We start from the raw sequence: 17,311 nt of genomic DNA, 5'->3' as shown, positions 1-17,311 counted from the left end.
AGATGGCCATGCTTCTGCGTACCGACCCGTTCCGCGAACTCGACCGCGTGTTCGAGCAGTTCACCGGCACCAGCAGCCGGCCCGCGGTGATGCACGTCGACGCCGAGCGCGACGGTGACACCTTCTACGTGTACTTCGATCTGCCCGGCGTCGACCCCGACTCGATCGACCTGACCGTGGAGCGCAACGTGCTGCAGGTCCGGGCCGAGCGGCGGCGGCACGGCAAGGACGACGTGGAGACCGTGATCAACGAGCGGCCGATGGGCGTGTTCAGCCGGCAGCTCTTCCTGGGCGACACCCTCGACACCGACAACCTCAAGGCCACGTACGACAGCGGCGTGCTGACCCTGGAGATCCCGGTCTCCGCCAAGGCCAAGCCCCGCCGGATCGCCATCGGCGGCGGCGACGGCGGCCGCAAGCAGATCAAGGGCTGACCGCAGCCGCCGCCCGCACCGGCGCCACCGTCCGCAGATAGGCGGCGATGGCGTCGGCCGAGCGGCGGCCCGACGTCGTCATCACGTTGTGCGCGGCGTGCGGGACGGTCACCGCGACGCCGCCGGTCATCGCCGCCACCTCGGCACGCCAGCGCAACGGCGCCACCGGGTCGAGGGCGCCGCCGAGCACCAGCGGCGGGACCGGCAGGCGACGCAGATCGCGTTCGATGGCGTTGCGCACCGAGTGACCGACGGTCGCCAGGACCCGCCACGGTTTCGCGTCGGCCACGTCGCGGGCCAGGACCGGCGCCTGCCACGGCTGCTCGACGAACAGATCCAGGGCCCAGCGGCCGATCAGCGCCCGGCGGGACCGGGCGGCCGGGTCGGCCGTCGGGGCGGCCAGCACGATCCCGGCGGCGAGATCGGGACGCAGCACCGCGAGGCGGGCCACCACCTCGGCACCGAACGAGTGGCCGGCCAGGCACACCCGGGGCAGACCGAGGACGTCGAGCCAGCCGGCCAGGTGCTCGGCGTGGCGGCTCACGTCGTACGCGAATCGCGGTTTTCCGGATCGTCCGAAGCCTGGCAGATCGGGGACGACAACCGGGTGCCGGGTGGCGAGGGCACGGGCGGTCGGCATGAGGTAGCGGTGCGAGACGGCGAGGCCGTGCACCAGGACCACCGGCAGGCCGCCGGGTCCGGCGGTGTGCAGGTCATGCGTGGGTACGCCGTGGACGGTGGTCCACCGGTGGCGGAACGGTGATCGGGGCACCCGGTGCCTGTACCCCGTCCGCAGCGACTCAGGCCACCTCCGGCCGGCCGGCGGGCGCGCCGGGGTGGGCCTCGACCAGATCGGCGAAATCGACACCGGCCTGGTCGAGCAGCTGCCGCACGGCGGCGATGCCGAGCCCGTCGATGACATTGTCGCCGCGCAGCAGCCGGTAGAAGTGGTCGCCGCCGCGCTGGACCGCCTCGACCCGCCAGCGGCCGTCCGGCGTCTGGAAAGCGCCCCGCACCTGGCCGGACGCCGGCGGCACGGCCGGATCCGGCTGCCGGCGGGCGGCGCCGACACCGCGGTCGGTGCGCAGGCCACGCCAGGACGGGTGCCGCAGCCGGCCCTCCGGGGTCCAGTTGCGGAACGCGACCTCGCCGACCAGGACCGGCTCGACCCAGCCGGCCCGGCGGGCGTGTTCGCGCGGCACGTCGGGCACCGGGGCGGTGGTGCGCTCGAGCGTGGCGAGCCGGTCCCGCAGCTGGCCCAGCATGACATCGGTGAACCCGGTGCCCACGTGCCCGGCGAACCGCAGCCGGTCGTGCTCGTCGCGCACGGCCAGCAGCAGCGAGCCGATCGTGCCGGCGCGCCGTCCCTCGCCGGGCTTCCAGCCGATGACCAGCACCTCCTGGGTGCGCACCAGCGGCACCTTCGTCCAGTCCGCCGACCGCTTGCCGGGCCGGTAGGGCGAGCCGAGCCGCTTGGCGACCACGCCTTCGAGCCCACCGGACTCGGCGGCCCGCAGCACCGCGCCCCCGTCGACGCCGACGAACTCCGGCGGGGTGCGCGCCACGGCGGACTGCAGGGCCAGGCCGGTCAGTTCGTCGCGGCGCCGCTGGTACGGCAGGTCGATCAGCGACCGCCCGTCGAGCCACAGCAGGTCGAAGGCGTAGTAGACCACCGGCACCGACTTGACCAGGGTCACGGCCGGCGCCGCGACGTGCATCCGGGCGGCCAGCCGGGCGAACGACGGCCGGTCCCCCGGCTCCAGCGCGACGATCTCGCCGTCCAGGATCGCCCGGCGGCCCGGCAGGAGCCCGGCCAGCTGCTGCAGCTCCGGGTAGGTCGTGGTCACGTCGTTGCCGTTGCGCGAGAGCAGCCGGACGGCGCCGCGCTCGGCGTAGGCGATCGCGCGGACGCCGTCGAACTTGTACTCGAACGCCCAGCCGGCCTCGGCGGGCAGCGGGCCGGGCGCGGCCAGCATCGGCGGCACCAGGTCCGGCATGGTCTGCTCAGGTGTCACCCGGAAGGGGTACCCGCCGCAGGTCAGACGATGTGGGCAAGCGAAGAACTACAACCGGGTAGTTACTGCCGGGCGACAGCTGGATGCGGTGCTCGGCGGGGACGACGGCCGGCAGAAGAGCTTTCTTACAGCTGAAGCCCTGCGTCACTCGCCTCCGGCGAGCGCCAAGGCGGTGTTCAGCTCGTGCAGCTTGGCCGGGGACAGGATGCCGATCCGCTGCACCAGCGACTCCGCGCTGACTGTCGTGCCCCAGGTACAGAAGACCTTCCCGTCCTTGGGCAGGGCCAGTCGGACCACACCGGCCTGCGCCACGCCCTCCTGAGCTCCGAGGAGTACCTCTATGCCGATGGCCCGCTTATCCAGCCCGGCCGCCGCGAGGATCCGGCGTCGCTCGTCGACATCGACCGCCTGCTCGCCGGATAGCAGGACAAACCCAATCTTCTGTGCCGGCGTGGCCGGTTCGACGATCTGCACGGCCAGAAACTCCGGCCCCACACCTCCTGAGAGCAGCACGACGGGTCGCTTGTCGTCGATCTGGGCCCACCAGACCTCGCCGCGCTCCACATGCCCTCCCGGGGCCGGTCGACTCAGCGCCATCAGTCCGAACAGCGATGCCATTCTGCACCGTGAACGCTCCCAGGTGCGCGCGACATCGGCTGGATCCGCGCCCTCGCGCCCCGAGTGGCTTCACCGATTGATTCTGACGGTCTTCGCTAGACCCACCCGGACGGGGCGGACTCCGGCTGTCGTCGCTACACGCCAGGTGAGCAACGATGAGTTGAGCTTAGCGATGCGACCGCATCGCCTTCAGTGATGGACCGCCGCCGGCTCTGCGGACGCGCGGATCGCGGCGTGAGCAGACGACGGGCGACGATGGCTACGATCCGCGCTGTGCAACTCCCAGACGTCATCTCGATCAAATACGAGCCCGGCTACCGCCCCCACCGCATCGGACGGCCAGTTCTTCGCTGACATCACCGGCGCCTACCAGGAAAACGTCACGCCAGGTCACGACTGGTGGAACCAGTAGCGGATCTACGCGGTGCTCCATCTCTTCGACGAAAGCGGGCACCACACTGGCTCGAACCTCCGGTTCACCGGAGTCAGAGGCGACAGCCCCGCAGCCGTCGAGGCCGCCGAGCAGGTCCTGTCGGACTGGCTGGCCGACCTCGAGGCGGTTACGAACTGCAATATCGCCATACGGCCCATCCGGGTCGACTTCGACAACGTCGTCTTCGACCCCAGCGACAACGCATGTGCGAAGAACGCGTCATGCCGATAGACCCGATTGAGTTAGCACCAGAACGGGCCAGCCGGAAAGTGGAACGGCCGTTCCTTCCTGCGCACCGGTGGGTCGATGCACAAAGGCGGCCTTCTAATCAGTTCCGCTCGGCGATCATGAGTGCATGACAGATCAGCGCATCGGCCCTCCGCGACGGTGGCCGTGGCTGCTGTCCAACGCCGGCATCCTGACCGTCACCTTGATCGTCGCCGGGATCGGGATCAGCGCACTGGTGGAGATGCTGCTGCTCGCCCGCAGCGCTCCGGACACGGAACGGGCGGAGGTGCAGATCGAGGCCCTGAAGTACGGGCTGGGCTTTTTTGCCGCTGCTGGCGCGGTCGCCGCGCTCCTCGTGGCAGTCCGCCGCCAGCTGCTTGCCGAGCACTCCCATGACCTATTTGAACGCAACTATCGGCTCGCGCTGCAGGCGCAGGCGCACACCGAGACCGACGCCGCCGAACGACGGGTCACCGACCTGTACACCAAAGCCGTCGAGCAACTCGGCTCCGCCGACGCCGCCGTACGCCTCGGCGGCCTCTACGCCCTGGAACGCGTCGCGCAGAATAACCCCACCCAACGGCAAACTGTCATCAACGTGTTCTGCGCCTATCTGCGCATGCCCTACACCCCACCCGCGGCCATGACACCGGTGCCGACCGGACCGGTCACCGAGCTGCCCCTGCCCCGCACCGAGCCCACCGCAAGCCGTGACCCCCGGCTAGAGCTGCAAGTCAGGCTTACCGCCCAACGCATCCTGGCCACCCATCTGACCTTGCCGACGGACGTCACCAGCGAGCAAGTGAGCACGCTGACGCCCACCGCCGTCCAGCCGTTCTGGTACGGCCTTGACCTTGATTTGACCGGCGCTCCACTCATCAACTGGAAACTATCCCGGGCCCACCTGCGCCACGCTGACTTCACCAGCGCCACCTTCTCCGGCGACGCGGTGTTCAGCGAGGCGACCTTCACCGGCGATGCCAGGTTCGACAAGGCGACCTTCACCGGCGACGCGAGATTCGACAAGGCGACCTTCACCGGCGACGCGAGATTCGACAAGGCGACCTTCACCGGCGACGCCAGGTTCGACAAGGCGACCTTCACCACCAACGCCAGGTTCGGCCAGGCAACCTTCACCGGCGATGCGGTGTTCAATGAGGCGGCCTTCACCGGCTACGCGGTGTGCGGCGAGGCGACCTTCTGTGGCGATGCGAGGTTCAGCAAGGCAGCGTTCACCAGCACCGCTTGGTTCGACAAGGCGACCTTCACCGGCGACGCGTGGTTCGACAAGGCGGCCTTCACCGGCCATGCGCGGTTCGACAAGGCGGCCTTCACCGGCCACGCGAGATTCGACAAGGCGACCTTCACCGGCGACGCGTGGTTCGGGCAGGCGGCCTTCACCGGCGACGCGTGGTTCGGGCAGGCGACCTTCACCGGCTACGCGAGATTCGACAAAGTGACCTTCATTGGTGACGTGTGGTTCGACGAGGCACCGTTCTCCGGCGACCGACTGACGATGGCTGATTCACGGGTTGCGCTACATGAATACCGACAGGATGCGTGGCCATACGGGTGGCGGATTGCACGAGGTCCAGCCGACGGCTGGTCCTGGTTGGTGCACGAGACACCGGCCATGCCTAGCTGATTCCTGCACCAACGGGCCTCGGCCAACAGTCCGCCAATCGTGTCCAGGTCGACGCCCGAGCATGAGGATCCGTTGGGCCCGGTCATCGACGTCCACGGCGGCGTTACCGGTAGCGGCTGTCCAACCGTTGCCGCCCAGCTCACCGAATAGCAACGCCGCGCTCAGACGTCGGTCTGAGTGCATGCCGGTGCGGCACACTATTCGGGCGCTGCGGTATTCGCCGACATGGGAGTCGGGCGCCGGGATGTTCCTCGACCCAGCGCCACTGAGACTGCGGTACGGCTGGCCGATAAGCTGGGATATCTGCCGCCAGCGTTGGAGCAGGCCCATGCCTACCGGGACCGCCGGGCTGCGGGCGCCTGGCAGGTCAGGGCTCGGGGTGTCCCGCCGAGGGTCGCCAGGCTGCTGCGTCTCGCTCGGGCCCCGGGCAGCCAGGGCGAGGTCCACCGCCGGCGGGTCCGCTGCGGCATCGGGCCAGCGCCGGGCCGGTACGGCCCGAGCGGAGGCCTGATTGCTGTGAGCCGCCTTCACCAGCCGTGCCCCGTCCGGGCTGCCTCGCCCGCCGCGCAGCATTGCTACCCCGCCTACTACGAGCGCGACACCGAGCCCGACGGCCGCGACACCGAGCAGCAGGTCACCATCACGCAGCACCACCACCCCAGCCACCACGAACGTGGCACCGATCCCGACGGCCCCGGCGCCGAACAGCAGCCAGAAGGCGGTGAGCAGGCTCGTACTGAGCAGCACGGTGATCGGGAGCAGGGTCGCAGCTGCGGCGGTTAGCCACACCGCCCATCCGGGGACGACCAGCGACAGCAGGGCGACCCCGGCGGCGAGGATCCACACCAGGACACGGATGCCGTGCTCCAGCCGAGTGCCGGGGTAGTAGCGCAGCCAGCCGGCTAGCGCGATCGCGCTAGCCGGGCCGGTGCTGGCGGCCAGCGCGCGGCCCGCGCGGGTGGATTGTCGCTGAGAGTGTTGACCAGGATCCGGCGTCCATGGCGCCTAGCAGGAACCCGGCCACGACGCCGAGCCAGCCGAGCCGCGGCCGGCCGGAAGCGGGCAGAACAGGCTGCGGGACGTAAGGGTCGCTGGACATGCTGTCCAGCATGGCCGGTGCGGGACCGTACAACGCCTGGTAGATCGTTTCGTGGGTTAGCCGCAGCTCAGGTCGGCCGGGATGCTGCAGCAGCAAGGTTCGGCGGATCTGCTCCGGGCTCCACCGTTGATCCAGCAGCTTGTGGACCAGGTGGCGCAGCTCGGTGTTGGTTCGGAGGTTCGTGGTTACGGTCGCGGGCGGCGGGTCGCCGCGCGCTGGTGGGCGGCGAAAGGGTGGTAGTCGCCGGTTCCCGGGTCGCTGTTGCGATTGATCTCCCGGCTGATCGTGGACGGCGCCCGGGTCAGCAGTGCGGCGATCGCCCGGATTGAGTTGCCGGCCCGGCGCTCGTCGGCGATGGCGATGCGTTCCGTGTCTCGGACAGGTAGCGGGCCGAGACAGCTCGCTTCGGTGCGGTGATCGGCGGGTAGATCCGGGGCTCGCCGTCCGCGCTGGTGATGGTCCTGCCGTCCGGCGTTCACCTTGCGCCGGTCCATTCGCCGGGCAGTCCCCGCCGAGCGTGGCGCGCGCTCGATGCGCTGCTCGGCGGGAACGACGGCCCGGGACCAGCGATGACCTAGGAGATGGCGAACGACGGGTGCGGCGGCTGGTTGTACGCGGTGTTCTGCCAGGCCACCGCCTCGCGGTACATCCGGTCCTGCATCAGGGACGGGTGCGAGATGCTGGTGGCGTCCGTGGTCGAGTAGATGCGCAGCCGGGTGTTGTCACTCGTCGGCCAGATCACCTCCTCGCGCCAGTCGCCGAGGATGTCGGCCTGCAGTGACGGGGTCGACTTGGTGCTGTTGTTGGAGTGCACCCCGCTCGCGGTGAGCAGGCGGGTGTCGCCGCCGGTGCCGTACTTGTCGATGTGGGTGGCGTCGAGCAGCTCGCGCTGGGCGTCGCCGTCCCACCAGATGACGAAGTTGGTGCTGGACGGCTTGCGGCCGATGTTCTGGCCGGCGGTGTTGAACAGGCCGGACACCCCCGACGACCAGGATTCGGCGCCGGGGCTGCCCGCGTAGATGTCGTCCGAGACGCCGCGGCCGTTGTCGCAGCCGCAGGAGGGGTTCGACCAGATGATCGCGCCGGTGCGGGCGTCGGCCATCCAGGCGGCCAGCTTCGTGGTGGTCTCGTCGACCTTGAAGACCTCCAGGCCGGCGCGGCTCGGGATCAGGTCACCGACGTGGTACGCGTCGCCGTGGCCCTGCCCGTTGGTCCACAGGCCGTGACCGTTGTCGTCGACGGCCATCGCCCCGTACAGGATCTCGTCCCGGCCGTCGCTGTCGACGTCGGCGATGGACAGCTGGTGGTTGCCCTGCCCGGCCCAGGCGGAGCCGTTGGTGGACGAGTTGCTGTCGAAGGTCCACCTGCGGGTCAGCGCGCCGTTGCGGTAGTCCCAGGCGACGATCACCGAGCGGGTGTAGTAGCCGCGGGCCATGATGATGCTCGGGTACGACCCGTTGAGGTAGGCGGTGCCGGCCAGGAACCGGTCCACCCGGTTGCCGTAACTGTCACCCCACGACGAGACGGTGCCGCGCGGCACCACGTAGTCGGCGGTGGCCATCGCCCTGCCGGTCTGCCCGTTGAAGACGGTCAGGTACTCCGGCCCGGACAGCACGTAACCGGACGAGTTGCGGTAGTCGGCGCCGGCGTTGCCGATCACGGCGCCGGTGCCGTCCGTCGTACCGTCAGCTGTTTTCATGACGACCTCGGCCTTGCCGTCGCCGTCGTAGTCGAAGACCTGGAACTGGGTGTAGTGCGCGCCGGCCCGGATGTTGCGGCCCAGGTTGAGCCGCCACAGCCGGGTGCCGTTGAGCTTGTACGCGTCGATGATGACCGGCCCGGTGTACCCGGACTGCGAGTTGTCCTTGGCGTTGGACGGGTCCCACTTGAGCACGATCTCGTAGGAGCCGTCGCCGTCGAGGTCGCCGACCGAGGCGTCGTTGGCCGAGTAGGTGTAGGCGACCCCGTCCGGGGTGGTGCCGCCGGCCGGGATCTGGATCGGCACGTCCTGGTAGGCGGCGGCGAGGGCGGCGGTCGGGGTGGCCGCCTTGAGCGAGGTGGTCTCGACGCCGCCGACCACCGGCGTGACGGTGTACGACGCCCCGACCGGCGCGCCGGCGTCGGTGAAGTTGGTGCCCTTGCTGATCGGGGTGGCGTTCACCCGGGTGGAGCCGCGGTAGACGTTGAACGCGACGCCTGCCGGGTCGGACGCCAGCAGGCGCCAGGACAGGAAGTTGCCGGTGGGGGTGCGCAGGCCGATCAGCCCGCGGTCGAGGTTGTCGACGCCGGCGACCGGGGAGTCGGCGGCTCTGGCGGGGACGGGGGCGGCGATGAGCAGGACTGCCGCCACGGACAGGAGTTTGCGTCGCATGGGGGATCCCAACGTGGTTGAGGACAGGGACGCACCGCTACTGAAGCGGTTAACCCGGCACCGTAGCACCGGAACGACCCCCTTCCATAGACCACCGCAAATTTCTGAAAGGTTTCATGGGCCCGTTGACCGAGGCCTGGGCCCAGATGAATGATCTGTCGGAATGCGCTTTCCCGCCGAGAGGCTCCGGCTACGCGGCGTCGGACACCGACTGCGGCCGCAGGTGTCCCCGCGTGCGGTGCGGGAGTACGGTGAGGCTCAGGTGTGCCGGGAAGTCTGGTCGGCGGTCATGTTCGCTGCGACCGGGAAGGCCACCGACTATGGATGATATTGCGCTTCGCGCCGTCCACCTCACCAAACGCTACGGACGGTCGGCCGTCGTCGACGACCTCACCCTGGAGGTGCCGGCCGGGCAGGTGTTCGGGTTCCTCGGCCCCAACGGGGCTGGTAAGTCCACCACCATCCGGATGCTGCTCGGCCTGGCCCGCCCAAGCAGCGGGCAGGCGTTCGTGTTCGATGTCGACGCCGCCGACGCCCGGCGGGCGCATACCCGGCTGGCGTACGTACCGGCCGACGTGGCGTTGTGGCCGCAGCTGACCGGAGGTGAGCACCTGGAGCTGTTCGCCGCCACCGGTCCGGGCATCGACCGGGTCTACCGTGACGAGCTGATCGACCGATTCCAGCTGGATCCGTCCAAGCCGGGCCGCACCTATTCGACCGGCAACCGGCAGAAAGTCGCGCTGGTCGCCGCGTTCGCCACCCGGGCGCCGCTGCTGGTGCTGGACGAACCGACGAGCGGGCTGGACCCGCTGATGGAACGCGAGTTCCGAACCGCCGTGACGGCCGCGCGTGAGCGCGGGCAGGCGGTATTCCTCAGCTCCCACCAACTCGCCGAGGTGGAGGCCGTCTGCGACCGGATCGGCATCCTGCGAGCCGGCCGCCTGGTCGAGGTGGCCACCGTGACGCAGCTGCGGGCGCTGCACCGCGCGGAAGTGACCGTGACGTTCACCGGCCCGCCACCACAGCTGGACGGGACCCCGGGTGTCGGCGCGGTGGAGACGACCGGCGACGGTCTGCGGTTCGCGTTGACCGGACCGCCCGGCCCGGCACTGCAAGCCTTGGCCGGCACCCAGGTCACCACCCTGAGCGTGCGCGAGCCGAGCCTGGCCGAGATCTTCCTGGACTACTACGGCGAGCCGGCGCCGCGATGACCGCCACGACACCTCCCACCGTCCGGCCGGGGCCGGCGTTGACGCGGCTGGCCCTGCGGCAGGCCCGGCGCGGCGCGGTCATCGTCCTGATCGTCTCGGCCGGCATGCACGCGATGGTCGCCGCGACGTTCGCCGGAGTGGCCGCTGATCCGGCTGCTGCCGCGGCGCTGCGCGGCATCGCGGGCAACCCCGCCATCCGTACGCTGTTCGGTGAGCCGGTCGCCCTGGGCCAGGCCGGCGGGTTCACCGTCTGGCGGGTCGGCACCGTGATCGCCGTGCTGCTCGGTGTCTGGGCGATCCTGGCCACCACACGGCTGACCCGCGGCGCGGAAGAGGCGGGCCGCTGGGACCTGCTGCTCGCCGGGCGCACCAGCGCGCGTGCGATCACCGCCCGCCACCTCGCGGTCGTCGCCGCGGCGACGGTGGCCGTCGGCCTGGCTGTGGCCGCCGCGCTCACGGTGGCCGCGCACCGGCCGGCCGGCGCACTGGTGCACGGTGGCGGCCTCGCGGCGTTCGGGCTGTTCTGCGTGGCGAGTGCCGCCCTGGCCGCGCAGTTGTTCGGGTCGCGGGCGGCGGCTACCGGCGCGTCGATCGCCGTGCTCGGTGCCGGCCTGCTGCTGCGGATGATCGGCGACGGGGTCGACGGCCTGGGCCGGCTGCGCTGGTTGTCGCCGTTCGGGTTGCTGGAGCTGAGTTCGCCGTACGGGCAGAACCGGCCGCTGCCGTTGTTGGTCCTGCTGGCCGGGGCGGCCATGCTCGCCGGGCTGGCCGGCGTGGCAGCGGGGCGTCGCGACACCGGCGACGGGCTGCTGGCCCGGTCATCCGGGCGGGACCGCAACCGTGGACTGCTCGGCGGCATCGCCGCGTTCTCGGTACGCCGGCTGCTGCCCGCCCTCGGTGGCTGGGCCGCGGCGCTGGCGGCCTACTTCTCGCTGATCGGGCTGACCGCTGTGTCGATCATCGACTTCATGACGGCCAACACCACGATCACTGACCTGGCCGGGCAGGCCGGGTTCGCCCGGCTGGACCGGCTGGACGGGCTCGCCGCCACGATCTTCGCGCTGCTCGCGGTGCCGGTGGGCGGGTTCGCCGCCGTTCGCCTGGCCGCATTCGTGGCCGCCGAGTCGGACCGCCGTCTCACGCTGCTGCTCGCTCAGCCGCTCAGCCGGGTCCGGCTGGTGCTCACCGAGGCCGCGGTCACCGCCGGCGGCATGGCCGTGCTGGTCACCGTCGCCGGCCTCGCCATGTGGGGTGGAGTGTCGATCGCCGGTGGCGGCCTGTCACTGGGCGCGGCGTTGCACGGCACCTGGAACACGATGCCGGTCGCGTCGCTCAGCCTCGGCGCGGCGGTACTGGCCACCGGTGTCGCGCCGCGGGCCGTCACCGCGATCGGGGTGCTGCCGACCGCGGGAGGATTCCTGCTCCTCACGCTCGCCGACAGCATCGGTGCGCCGGCGTGGGTGGGTGAGCTGTCACCGTTCGCGCACCTGGCGCCGGTGCCGCTGGCCGGCGTCGACGCGGTCGGTGCGCTGGTCATGACGGCCGTGACCGGGACGCTCATCGCAGCCGGTGCGGTCGCGTACCGTCGCCGTGATCTTCGAGCGTGAGCCGGGCCGGCCCATGGCGCCGTGCGGACCCGGCGCCGACCGGCCGGCGTGCGTGACCGGCGTATGGTCGCAGCATGCGGGCGAGCGACGTGGCGATCACGATGGACACGGTGACCGAGGACACGCCCGCCCGCGAGGCCGCGCGCATCCTGGCCGCTCAGGACCTGCCCGGCCTGATCGTGGTCGACGCGAAGGGCCGCCCGCTCACCGTGCTGGCCGGCACGCAGGTGCTGCGGATGGCGTTGCCGTCCTACTGCCAGGACGATCCGGCGCTGGCCCGGGTGATCGACGAGGCCGCCGCCGACGTCATCCTGGAAGGCATCGGGGACCGTACGGTCGCCGGTCTGCTGCCGCGCAGCCGGCCGGAGCTGCCGGCGGTGAGCGCCGACGCGACGCTGCTCGAGGTGGCCTCGGTGATGGCCCGCTCGAACGTGCCGCTGGTCGCGGTCGTCGACCGCGACAAGGTGATGACCGGCGCGATCACCCTGGACGGGCTGCTGGACCGGATGCTCGGCACCTGACCGGTTCAGAAGGCGAAGAACCGCAGCCACAGGTACGGCACCGCCAGCGTGACCGAGATGGTGGTGACGATCAGCCCGTACTTGGTGAACCCCCAGAACGTGATCTTGTGGCCGGCGCGTTCGGCGATGCCCAGCACCACCACGTTGGCCGACGCCCCGACGGCGGTGGCGTTGCCACCCAGGTCGGCGCCGATCGCGAGGGCCCACCACAACACCTGCGCCTTGCCGAGGCCGCCTCCGGCGTCGACGAGCTCGCTGACGATCGGGCTCATCGTCGCGACGTACGGGATGTTGTCCACGATCGCGGACAACCCGGCCGAGGCCCACAGCATCAGCATGGTGGCCGGCCACAGCTTGCCTTCGACCGCGCCCGTGGCGGAGCGAGCGATGCTGTCGATGACGCCGGTGGCGACCAGGCCGCCGACCATGACGAACAGGCCAGCGAAGAACAGCAACGTCGGCCACTCGACGTCCTTGGCGACTTCCGTCGCGTCGAGCCGGGACAGCACGAGCAGCAGCAGACCGCCGAGCAGGGCCACCACCGACGGCTCCAGGTGCAGCAGGGTGTGCAGTCCGAAGGCGGCAAGCACGAGGGCGAGCACGGCCAGGCTGATGATGACGAGGCGGCGGTCGCGGATCGCGTCGGCTTCACGCAGCGCCATCACCCGGGCGACGCGTTCGGCGTCGTAGCGGAACGCCTTACGGAACATGATCCGGCAGAGCAGCACCAGCACGACGAGGACGACCAGCACGAACGGGGTGAGGACGGCCAGGAAGTCGTTGAAGGTGAGCCCGGAGCGACTGGCGATGATGATGTTCGGTGGGTCGCCGACCAGGGTGGCGGTGCCGCCGATGTTGGCGGCGAGGACTTCGCTGATCAGGAACGGGACCGGTGGCACGCCGAGCCGGTCGCACACCAGCAGCGTCACCGGGGCGACCAGCAGCACGGTGGTGACGTTGTCCAGCGCCGCCGACACGACACCGGTGACCACGAGCAGGATCACCATGATGGGGAACGGGCGGCCGCGGGCTTTCTTGGCGCTCCAGATCGCCAGGTACTCGAACAGGCCGGTGCGTTTGAGTACGCCGACGATGAGCATCATGCCCAGCAGCAGGAAGATGACGTTCCAGTCGATGCCGGCGTCCTCGGAGAAGAACGCGTGCTCGGCGTCGGTGGCGCCGATCGCCAGCATGATCGCGGCGCCACCGACGGCGACCTTGACCCGGTCGATCTTCTCGGTGGCGATCAGCACGTAGGCGGTGGCGAACACCGCGACGGCGATCCAGGCCAGGACGCTCACTTGCGAACACGTCCCGTCATGAGTACGCCCTTCGGATCTGGGCAGCGGTCATCGCATCGCCGACCAGACTTCCCGGCACACCTGCGATCAATCTATCAGCCGAATCGGCACCACCTCGTGTCGTCAGCACCGAACACCGGGCTCGGACACCCGGACCTGCCCGGCCGAGCCTGCACCGGATAGGGTCTGCTGCGGGTGCGCCGGGAAGTCTGGTCGGCAGTCGATCAACCATTCCCACCAACCGGAGCTGCTGTGCTGCTACTGGCCTTCGCCGCCGTCCTGATGCTGGCCGTGCTCGTCTCCGCGCTGGCCAAGCGCACCATCCTGTCCACCGCGGTGCTGTTCTTGGCCGCCGGCTTCCTACTCGGCCCCGACGTGACCGGCGTACTGGACGTGAACGCCGGCTCCGGCATCGTCGGCGCTCTCGCCGAACTCGCGCTGTTCGCCGTGCTGTTCACCGACGGCATGCGCGTCGGCTGGGCCGACCTGCGCGCCGCCTGGCGGCTGCCCGGCCGCGCCTTGGGCTGGGGACTGCCGCTCACCCTGATCGTCACCGCCCTCGCCGCGCACTACGTGGCCAGGCTCGGCTGGCCCGAGTCGCTGCTGATCGGCGCGATCCTCTCGCCCACCGACCCGGTCTTCGCCTCGGCCCTGGTCGGCAACGAGAAGGTCCCGGCCCGGCTACGGCATCTGCTCAACGTCGAATCCGGCGTCAATGACGGGCTCGCCCTACCCTTCGTCATCGTCTTCCTCGCCGTGGCCGCGGGCTCCGACAATCTGCACCTGGGCACTCTGGCCTGGGAGATCGCCTTGGGCCTGGTGATCGGCGTGCTCATCCCGGTCGCGGCGATCCTGCTGGAACGCAGCCGCTTCTTCGCCGCCTCGCCGGCCTACGAGCCGCTCAACGGCCTGGCCATCGGGCTGCTGGTGCTCGGCGTCGGCCAGGCCACCCACGCCAACCTGTTCCTCGCCGCGTTCGCCGCCGGCATCACCGTCGCCACCTTCGGCCCACGCCAACGGGCGGCGTTCGAGCACTTCGGCGAGAACATCGCCGAGCTGTTCAAACTCGCCGCCCTGCTGGTCTTCGGCGCCCTCATCTCACCCGGCTTCCTCGGCGAGATCTCCTGGCCCGGCTGGATCTTCGCGGTCCTCGCGATCTTCGTGGCCCGTCCCGTCGCGTTGTGGCTGTCGTTCCTACGCTCGGGCCTGGACCTGCGGGAACAGGCGGCGGCGATGTGGTTCGGGCCCAAGGGCTTCGCCTCCGTCGTCTACGGGCTGCTCGTCCTGGAATCGGGCATCACCGCAGCCGACGACATCTTCCACCTGGTCGCCGTGACCATCGTGCTGTCGATCCTGCTGCACTCCTCCACTGACGTGGTCGTCGCCCGCGCCTTCGACGAACAGGCCGAGGTACCCGCCTGGTACGGCATGCTGCGCCGACGGACGCGTTCCCGCGGCCGCCGGTGAGCGGTGTCGAAGTGCGGGCCTACCGGGTGATCAGCGGCAGCACTCGCCGCGGAACCCGCCCGTCCTCCAGCGGACCACTCCCCCTAGATTGCCGGGATGGACCTCTCCCATCTCGGCACGCCGACCGGGCCGATGGTCCGTGTCCACGGCGGGTTCGCCAACCGGATGTACCGGCTCGACACCGACCGGGGATCCTTCGCGGTGAAGGAGTTGAACCTCGTCGATCGCCGCTGGCCCTACCACGCCGAGGACGTGTTCCGGTTCGAACGGGCGGCCTTCACCGCCGGCATCCCGATGCCGGAGCCCGTCTCGGCCGGCCACCGGGTGCTCGTCCACCGGTGGGTCGAGGGCGAGACGATGCCCGAAGCACCGGTGACCCCGGCGTACGCGTTCGAGATCGGTGAGATCCTCGCCCGCCTGCACGCGCTCGACACCGGCTGGACCGGCGCCGCGGTGGACGGCCCGGCGGCACGGGACTGGCCCGGGCTCGCCGCGCGGGCGAGGGCGACCGGGCAGCCGTGGGCCGCCGAACTCACCTCCCGGGCCGGGACGTTCGTCGCGATCGCCGACTTCGTCGACACCTGCGCGCGACCCGGCCCGGTCGTGGTGACGCACCGCGACATCCAACCGTGGAACCTGCTCTCCCACCGGGGCCGGCCGGTGGTGCTCGACTGGGAGCTGTCCGGACCGCTCGACCTGTCCGGCGAGCTCGGCTCGACAGCGTTCAGCCTCGCCAAGGGACCCGGCTTCGACGACATCCGGCCCGCCGTCTTCCACGCGGTCCTCGACGGGTACGTCGCGGGTGGCGGGACGCTGCCGCCCTGGGGTCCCGGTTGGTTCGCGTTCCTGATCGGCGGGTGGCTGGGGCACACGAGGTGGAACATCGTCCGCTGCCTCGCCGGTGTCGAGACCGGCTCCGGCCCGGACCTCGCCCTGTCGCGGGAGTCCGCGCGCGACGGGATCAGCGGCCTGCCGGTCCTGTTCGCCCGGCTTCCGGCGCTGCTCGAGCTGCTGCGGCCCTGAGTCCTACGCGCACGTACCGGGCGGCGGGGCCGGCTCGCCCAGCTGCGCCAGGGACTGGTTGACCTCCGTCTGGGTGGCGAGTTGCCGGTACCTGGTGCCGATCTTCACGTCGACCACGTCGGTGGTCCGCGACGCGCTGAAGCGGGGCTCGGCCTGGCCGAGGAAGAACGCCCTGATCCACTGTGCCGCACCGACCGATTTCGGCCCGTACTCGATGACCGCCACCTCGTCGACCCTGGTCTTGCTCTTGCCGGGGGACTGCATCGCGAAGCCGCGGTTCTTGAAGTCCTGACTGACCCGCTCGGCCAGACCCGTCGTCCGGGTGCCGTTGAACACCCGCAGCCTCACCTGCGCCGGACGGTCCGGGAATCGCAGGTTCACTTGGACGCTGCAGCTCTCACTGGCGACCGCGACACCCTGCGTGTCGTGCACCACCGCGACCACGGCGCTGACAGCGGCAAGCCCGGCGAGGGCGCTGAGGATGCGGTACGCCCGCACACGCGTGTCCGTCATGTCCCTGTGGTGCCCACCGCCCGCGCCCGGCGAACCTTTCGTTATCGACCCGTGCCGTTCCGGCCGCGCGCCGCTGTCCAACTGCGCGGAATGTCCGGGGTTCACACATCACTATCGCGTTGTTACATTCCGGCGCAGACATCGAATTCATTCGATAGTCCACGGGGCACGGGAAGCGCATATCTGGCCGGCACAACGTCCCGGCGCCTTCCCGCCAATTCTTCGGAGGTATCTGTGAGACGTCTCGCGATCGCTCTCGCCATGGCCGGCACCGCCGGTGCGGCCCTTCTCGTGGCGCCGGCCGCCGCGCTGGCGACACCCGGTGGGGCATCAGCTGCCGCATCGGCCGCGGCGGACGACTACTACTCGACCGAGCGGAACTACCGAAGCAAGAAATGCATGGAACAGACCTACGTGAACGGCGTCGAGCAGCCGGGTATCAGGGCTGTCGCCTGCACCGGCGGTGACAATCAGCTGTGGTCGCACACCCTGGTAGGTGACTCCCCCTACATCAGGACCATCAAGAACAAGAAGAGCGGCAAGTGCCTGGAGCAGAGCTATGTGAACGGTGCTGAGACGCTGACCGTCCGGGCGGCCACCTGCACCGGCGCCACCAACCAGCAGTGGGACCTGATCCTGACGCAGTACTGGTACGCCACCTACTTCCTCAAGAACGTGGCCAGCGGAAAGATGCTGGAGCAGAGTTACGCGAACTACACCGAGCACCCGGAAGTAGACGTCGCCGAATTCTCCCCGTGGGACTACCGCCACCAGGCCTGGTACTGACGAGGACCGGTAACGACTCCGGCGCCCGCTGAACCGGCT

Annotated in this window: 17 protein-coding genes; 10 read left to right on the top strand and 7 right to left on the bottom strand. The window is 70.3% G+C overall.

The window, feature by feature from the left end; all coding sequences use genetic code 11:
* Nucleotides 1–8: 8 nt before the first annotated feature.
* The gene (locus tag Actob_RS19755) at nucleotides 9–434 is read left to right on the top strand and encodes an Hsp20/alpha crystallin family protein (RefSeq protein ID WP_284921766.1); all 426 of its coding nucleotides are present in this window, start codon (nucleotides 9–11) and stop codon (nucleotides 432–434) included.
* Here the strand turns inward: Actob_RS19755 and Actob_RS19750 are convergent.
* The 3 genes from Actob_RS19750 to Actob_RS19740 form a co-directional block, all read right to left on the bottom strand.
* Nucleotides 424–1,206: an alpha/beta fold hydrolase gene (locus Actob_RS19750; RefSeq protein ID WP_284921764.1), complete on the bottom strand. Its 783-nt coding sequence runs from the start codon at nucleotides 1,204–1,206 to the stop codon at nucleotides 424–426. The genes Actob_RS19755 and Actob_RS19750 overlap by 11 nt on opposite strands.
* A 28-nt stretch (nucleotides 1,207–1,234) precedes the next feature.
* Complete coding sequence (gene ligD / locus Actob_RS19745; protein WP_284921763.1) at nucleotides 1,235–2,449, bottom strand: non-homologous end-joining DNA ligase; 1,215 nt, start codon at nucleotides 2,447–2,449, stop codon at nucleotides 1,235–1,237.
* Between the two features lie 144 nt (nucleotides 2,450–2,593).
* Nucleotides 2,594–3,067, bottom strand: a complete 474-nt coding sequence (locus Actob_RS19740) for a hypothetical protein (RefSeq protein ID WP_284921762.1) — start codon at nucleotides 3,065–3,067, stop codon at nucleotides 2,594–2,596.
* 424 nt (nucleotides 3,068–3,491) lie between these two features.
* Between Actob_RS19740 and Actob_RS19735 the strand changes: the two genes are divergently transcribed.
* From Actob_RS19735 to Actob_RS19725, 3 genes are all read left to right on the top strand, one after another.
* Nucleotides 3,492–3,731 (top strand): hypothetical protein, encoded by a 240-nt coding sequence (locus tag Actob_RS19735; RefSeq protein WP_284921760.1) that lies wholly within the window; start codon nucleotides 3,492–3,494, stop codon nucleotides 3,729–3,731.
* 124 nt (nucleotides 3,732–3,855) lie between these two features.
* On the top strand, nucleotides 3,856–5,373 hold the full coding sequence (locus tag Actob_RS19730) for a pentapeptide repeat-containing protein (protein ID WP_284921758.1): 1,518 nt from the start codon (nucleotides 3,856–3,858) through the stop codon (nucleotides 5,371–5,373).
* A 516-nt stretch (nucleotides 5,374–5,889) separates the two neighbouring features.
* A complete protein-coding gene (locus tag Actob_RS19725; RefSeq protein WP_284921757.1) occupies nucleotides 5,890–6,156 on the top strand; it encodes a hypothetical protein in 267 nt (88 codons plus the stop codon).
* Nucleotides 6,157–6,657: 501 nt separating this feature from the next.
* Here the strand turns inward: Actob_RS19725 and Actob_RS44075 are convergent.
* Both Actob_RS44075 and Actob_RS19720 read right to left on the bottom strand, forming a co-directional pair.
* Nucleotides 6,658–6,966, bottom strand: a complete 309-nt coding sequence (locus Actob_RS44075; RefSeq protein ID WP_407653675.1) for a helix-turn-helix domain-containing protein — start codon at nucleotides 6,964–6,966, stop codon at nucleotides 6,658–6,660.
* A gap of 80 nt (nucleotides 6,967–7,046) precedes the next feature.
* Entirely contained in the window at nucleotides 7,047–8,843 is a 1,797-nt protein-coding gene (locus Actob_RS19720; RefSeq protein ID WP_284921756.1) for a rhamnogalacturonan lyase, read from the bottom strand.
* A gap of 320 nt (nucleotides 8,844–9,163) precedes the next feature.
* Between Actob_RS19720 and Actob_RS19715 the strand changes: the two genes are divergently transcribed.
* From Actob_RS19715 to Actob_RS19705, 3 genes are all read left to right on the top strand, one after another.
* The gene (locus Actob_RS19715) at nucleotides 9,164–10,054 is read left to right on the top strand and encodes an ABC transporter ATP-binding protein (protein WP_284921755.1); all 891 of its coding nucleotides are present in this window, start codon (nucleotides 9,164–9,166) and stop codon (nucleotides 10,052–10,054) included.
* Entirely contained in the window at nucleotides 10,051–11,661 is a 1,611-nt protein-coding gene (locus Actob_RS19710; protein ID WP_284921753.1) for a hypothetical protein, read from the top strand. The genes Actob_RS19715 and Actob_RS19710 overlap by 4 nt, the downstream gene beginning before the upstream one ends.
* A gap of 74 nt (nucleotides 11,662–11,735) precedes the next feature.
* The gene (locus Actob_RS19705; RefSeq protein ID WP_284921751.1) at nucleotides 11,736–12,182 is read left to right on the top strand and encodes a CBS domain-containing protein; all 447 of its coding nucleotides are present in this window, start codon (nucleotides 11,736–11,738) and stop codon (nucleotides 12,180–12,182) included.
* Nucleotides 12,183–12,187: 5 nt separating this feature from the next.
* Here the strand turns inward: Actob_RS19705 and Actob_RS19700 are convergent, their stop codons facing one another.
* Nucleotides 12,188–13,483, bottom strand: a complete 1,296-nt coding sequence (locus Actob_RS19700) for an ArsB/NhaD family transporter (protein ID WP_284921750.1) — start codon at nucleotides 13,481–13,483, stop codon at nucleotides 12,188–12,190.
* Between the two features lie 282 nt (nucleotides 13,484–13,765).
* Here Actob_RS19700 and Actob_RS19695 point away from each other — a divergent pair, with 282 nt between their 5' ends.
* Both Actob_RS19695 and Actob_RS19690 read left to right on the top strand, forming a co-directional pair.
* Nucleotides 13,766–14,950 (top strand): cation:proton antiporter, encoded by a 1,185-nt coding sequence (locus tag Actob_RS19695; RefSeq protein WP_284922351.1) that lies wholly within the window; start codon nucleotides 13,766–13,768, stop codon nucleotides 14,948–14,950.
* Between the two features lie 96 nt (nucleotides 14,951–15,046).
* Nucleotides 15,047–15,973, top strand: a complete 927-nt coding sequence (locus Actob_RS19690) for a phosphotransferase family protein (protein ID WP_284921748.1) — start codon at nucleotides 15,047–15,049, stop codon at nucleotides 15,971–15,973.
* A gap of 3 nt (nucleotides 15,974–15,976) precedes the next feature.
* Here the strand turns inward: Actob_RS19690 and Actob_RS19685 are convergent, their stop codons facing one another.
* Nucleotides 15,977–16,486 (bottom strand): LytR C-terminal domain-containing protein, encoded by a 510-nt coding sequence (locus Actob_RS19685; protein WP_284921747.1) that lies wholly within the window; start codon nucleotides 16,484–16,486, stop codon nucleotides 15,977–15,979.
* 234 nt (nucleotides 16,487–16,720) lie between these two features.
* Between Actob_RS19685 and Actob_RS19680 the strand changes: the two genes are divergently transcribed.
* The gene (locus tag Actob_RS19680; protein ID WP_284921746.1) at nucleotides 16,721–17,272 is read left to right on the top strand and encodes an RICIN domain-containing protein; all 552 of its coding nucleotides are present in this window, start codon (nucleotides 16,721–16,723) and stop codon (nucleotides 17,270–17,272) included.
* Nucleotides 17,273–17,311 lie beyond the last annotated feature (39 nt).

The organism is Actinoplanes oblitus (assembly GCF_030252345.1).
Taxonomy (GTDB): domain Bacteria; phylum Actinomycetota; class Actinomycetes; order Mycobacteriales; family Micromonosporaceae; genus Actinoplanes; species Actinoplanes oblitus.
The sequence above is the reverse complement of the archived record's forward strand: the minus strand, read 5'-3'. Positions and strand labels throughout refer to the sequence as shown.

Excerpts from the sequence above, each read along its gene's own strand:
- Actob_RS19730 (WP_284921758.1), top strand. The coding sequence starts at position 3,856 with ATGACAGATCAGCGCATCGGCCCTCCGCGACGGTGGCCGTGGCTGCTG.
- Actob_RS19755 (WP_284921766.1), top strand. The coding sequence starts at position 9 with ATGCTTCTGCGTACCGACCCGTTCCGCGAACTCGACCGCGTGTTCGAG.
- Actob_RS19705 (WP_284921751.1), top strand. The coding sequence starts at position 11,736 with ATGCGGGCGAGCGACGTGGCGATCACGATGGACACGGTGACCGAGGAC.
- Actob_RS19710 (WP_284921753.1), top strand. The coding sequence starts at position 10,051 with ATGACCGCCACGACACCTCCCACCGTCCGGCCGGGGCCGGCGTTGACG.
- Actob_RS19715 (WP_284921755.1), top strand. The coding sequence starts at position 9,164 with ATGGATGATATTGCGCTTCGCGCCGTCCACCTCACCAAACGCTACGGA.
- Actob_RS19740 (WP_284921762.1), bottom strand. The coding sequence starts at position 3,067 with ATGGCATCGCTGTTCGGACTGATGGCGCTGAGTCGACCGGCCCCGGGA.
- Actob_RS19685 (WP_284921747.1), bottom strand. The coding sequence starts at position 16,486 with ATGACGGACACGCGTGTGCGGGCGTACCGCATCCTCAGCGCCCTCGCC.
- Actob_RS19720 (WP_284921756.1), bottom strand. The coding sequence starts at position 8,843 with ATGCGACGCAAACTCCTGTCCGTGGCGGCAGTCCTGCTCATCGCCGCC.
- Actob_RS19690 (WP_284921748.1), top strand. The coding sequence starts at position 15,047 with ATGGACCTCTCCCATCTCGGCACGCCGACCGGGCCGATGGTCCGTGTC.
- Actob_RS44075 (WP_407653675.1), bottom strand. The coding sequence starts at position 6,966 with ATGGACCGGCGCAAGGTGAACGCCGGACGGCAGGACCATCACCAGCGC.
- Actob_RS19695 (WP_284922351.1), top strand. The coding sequence starts at position 13,766 with ATGCTGGCCGTGCTCGTCTCCGCGCTGGCCAAGCGCACCATCCTGTCC.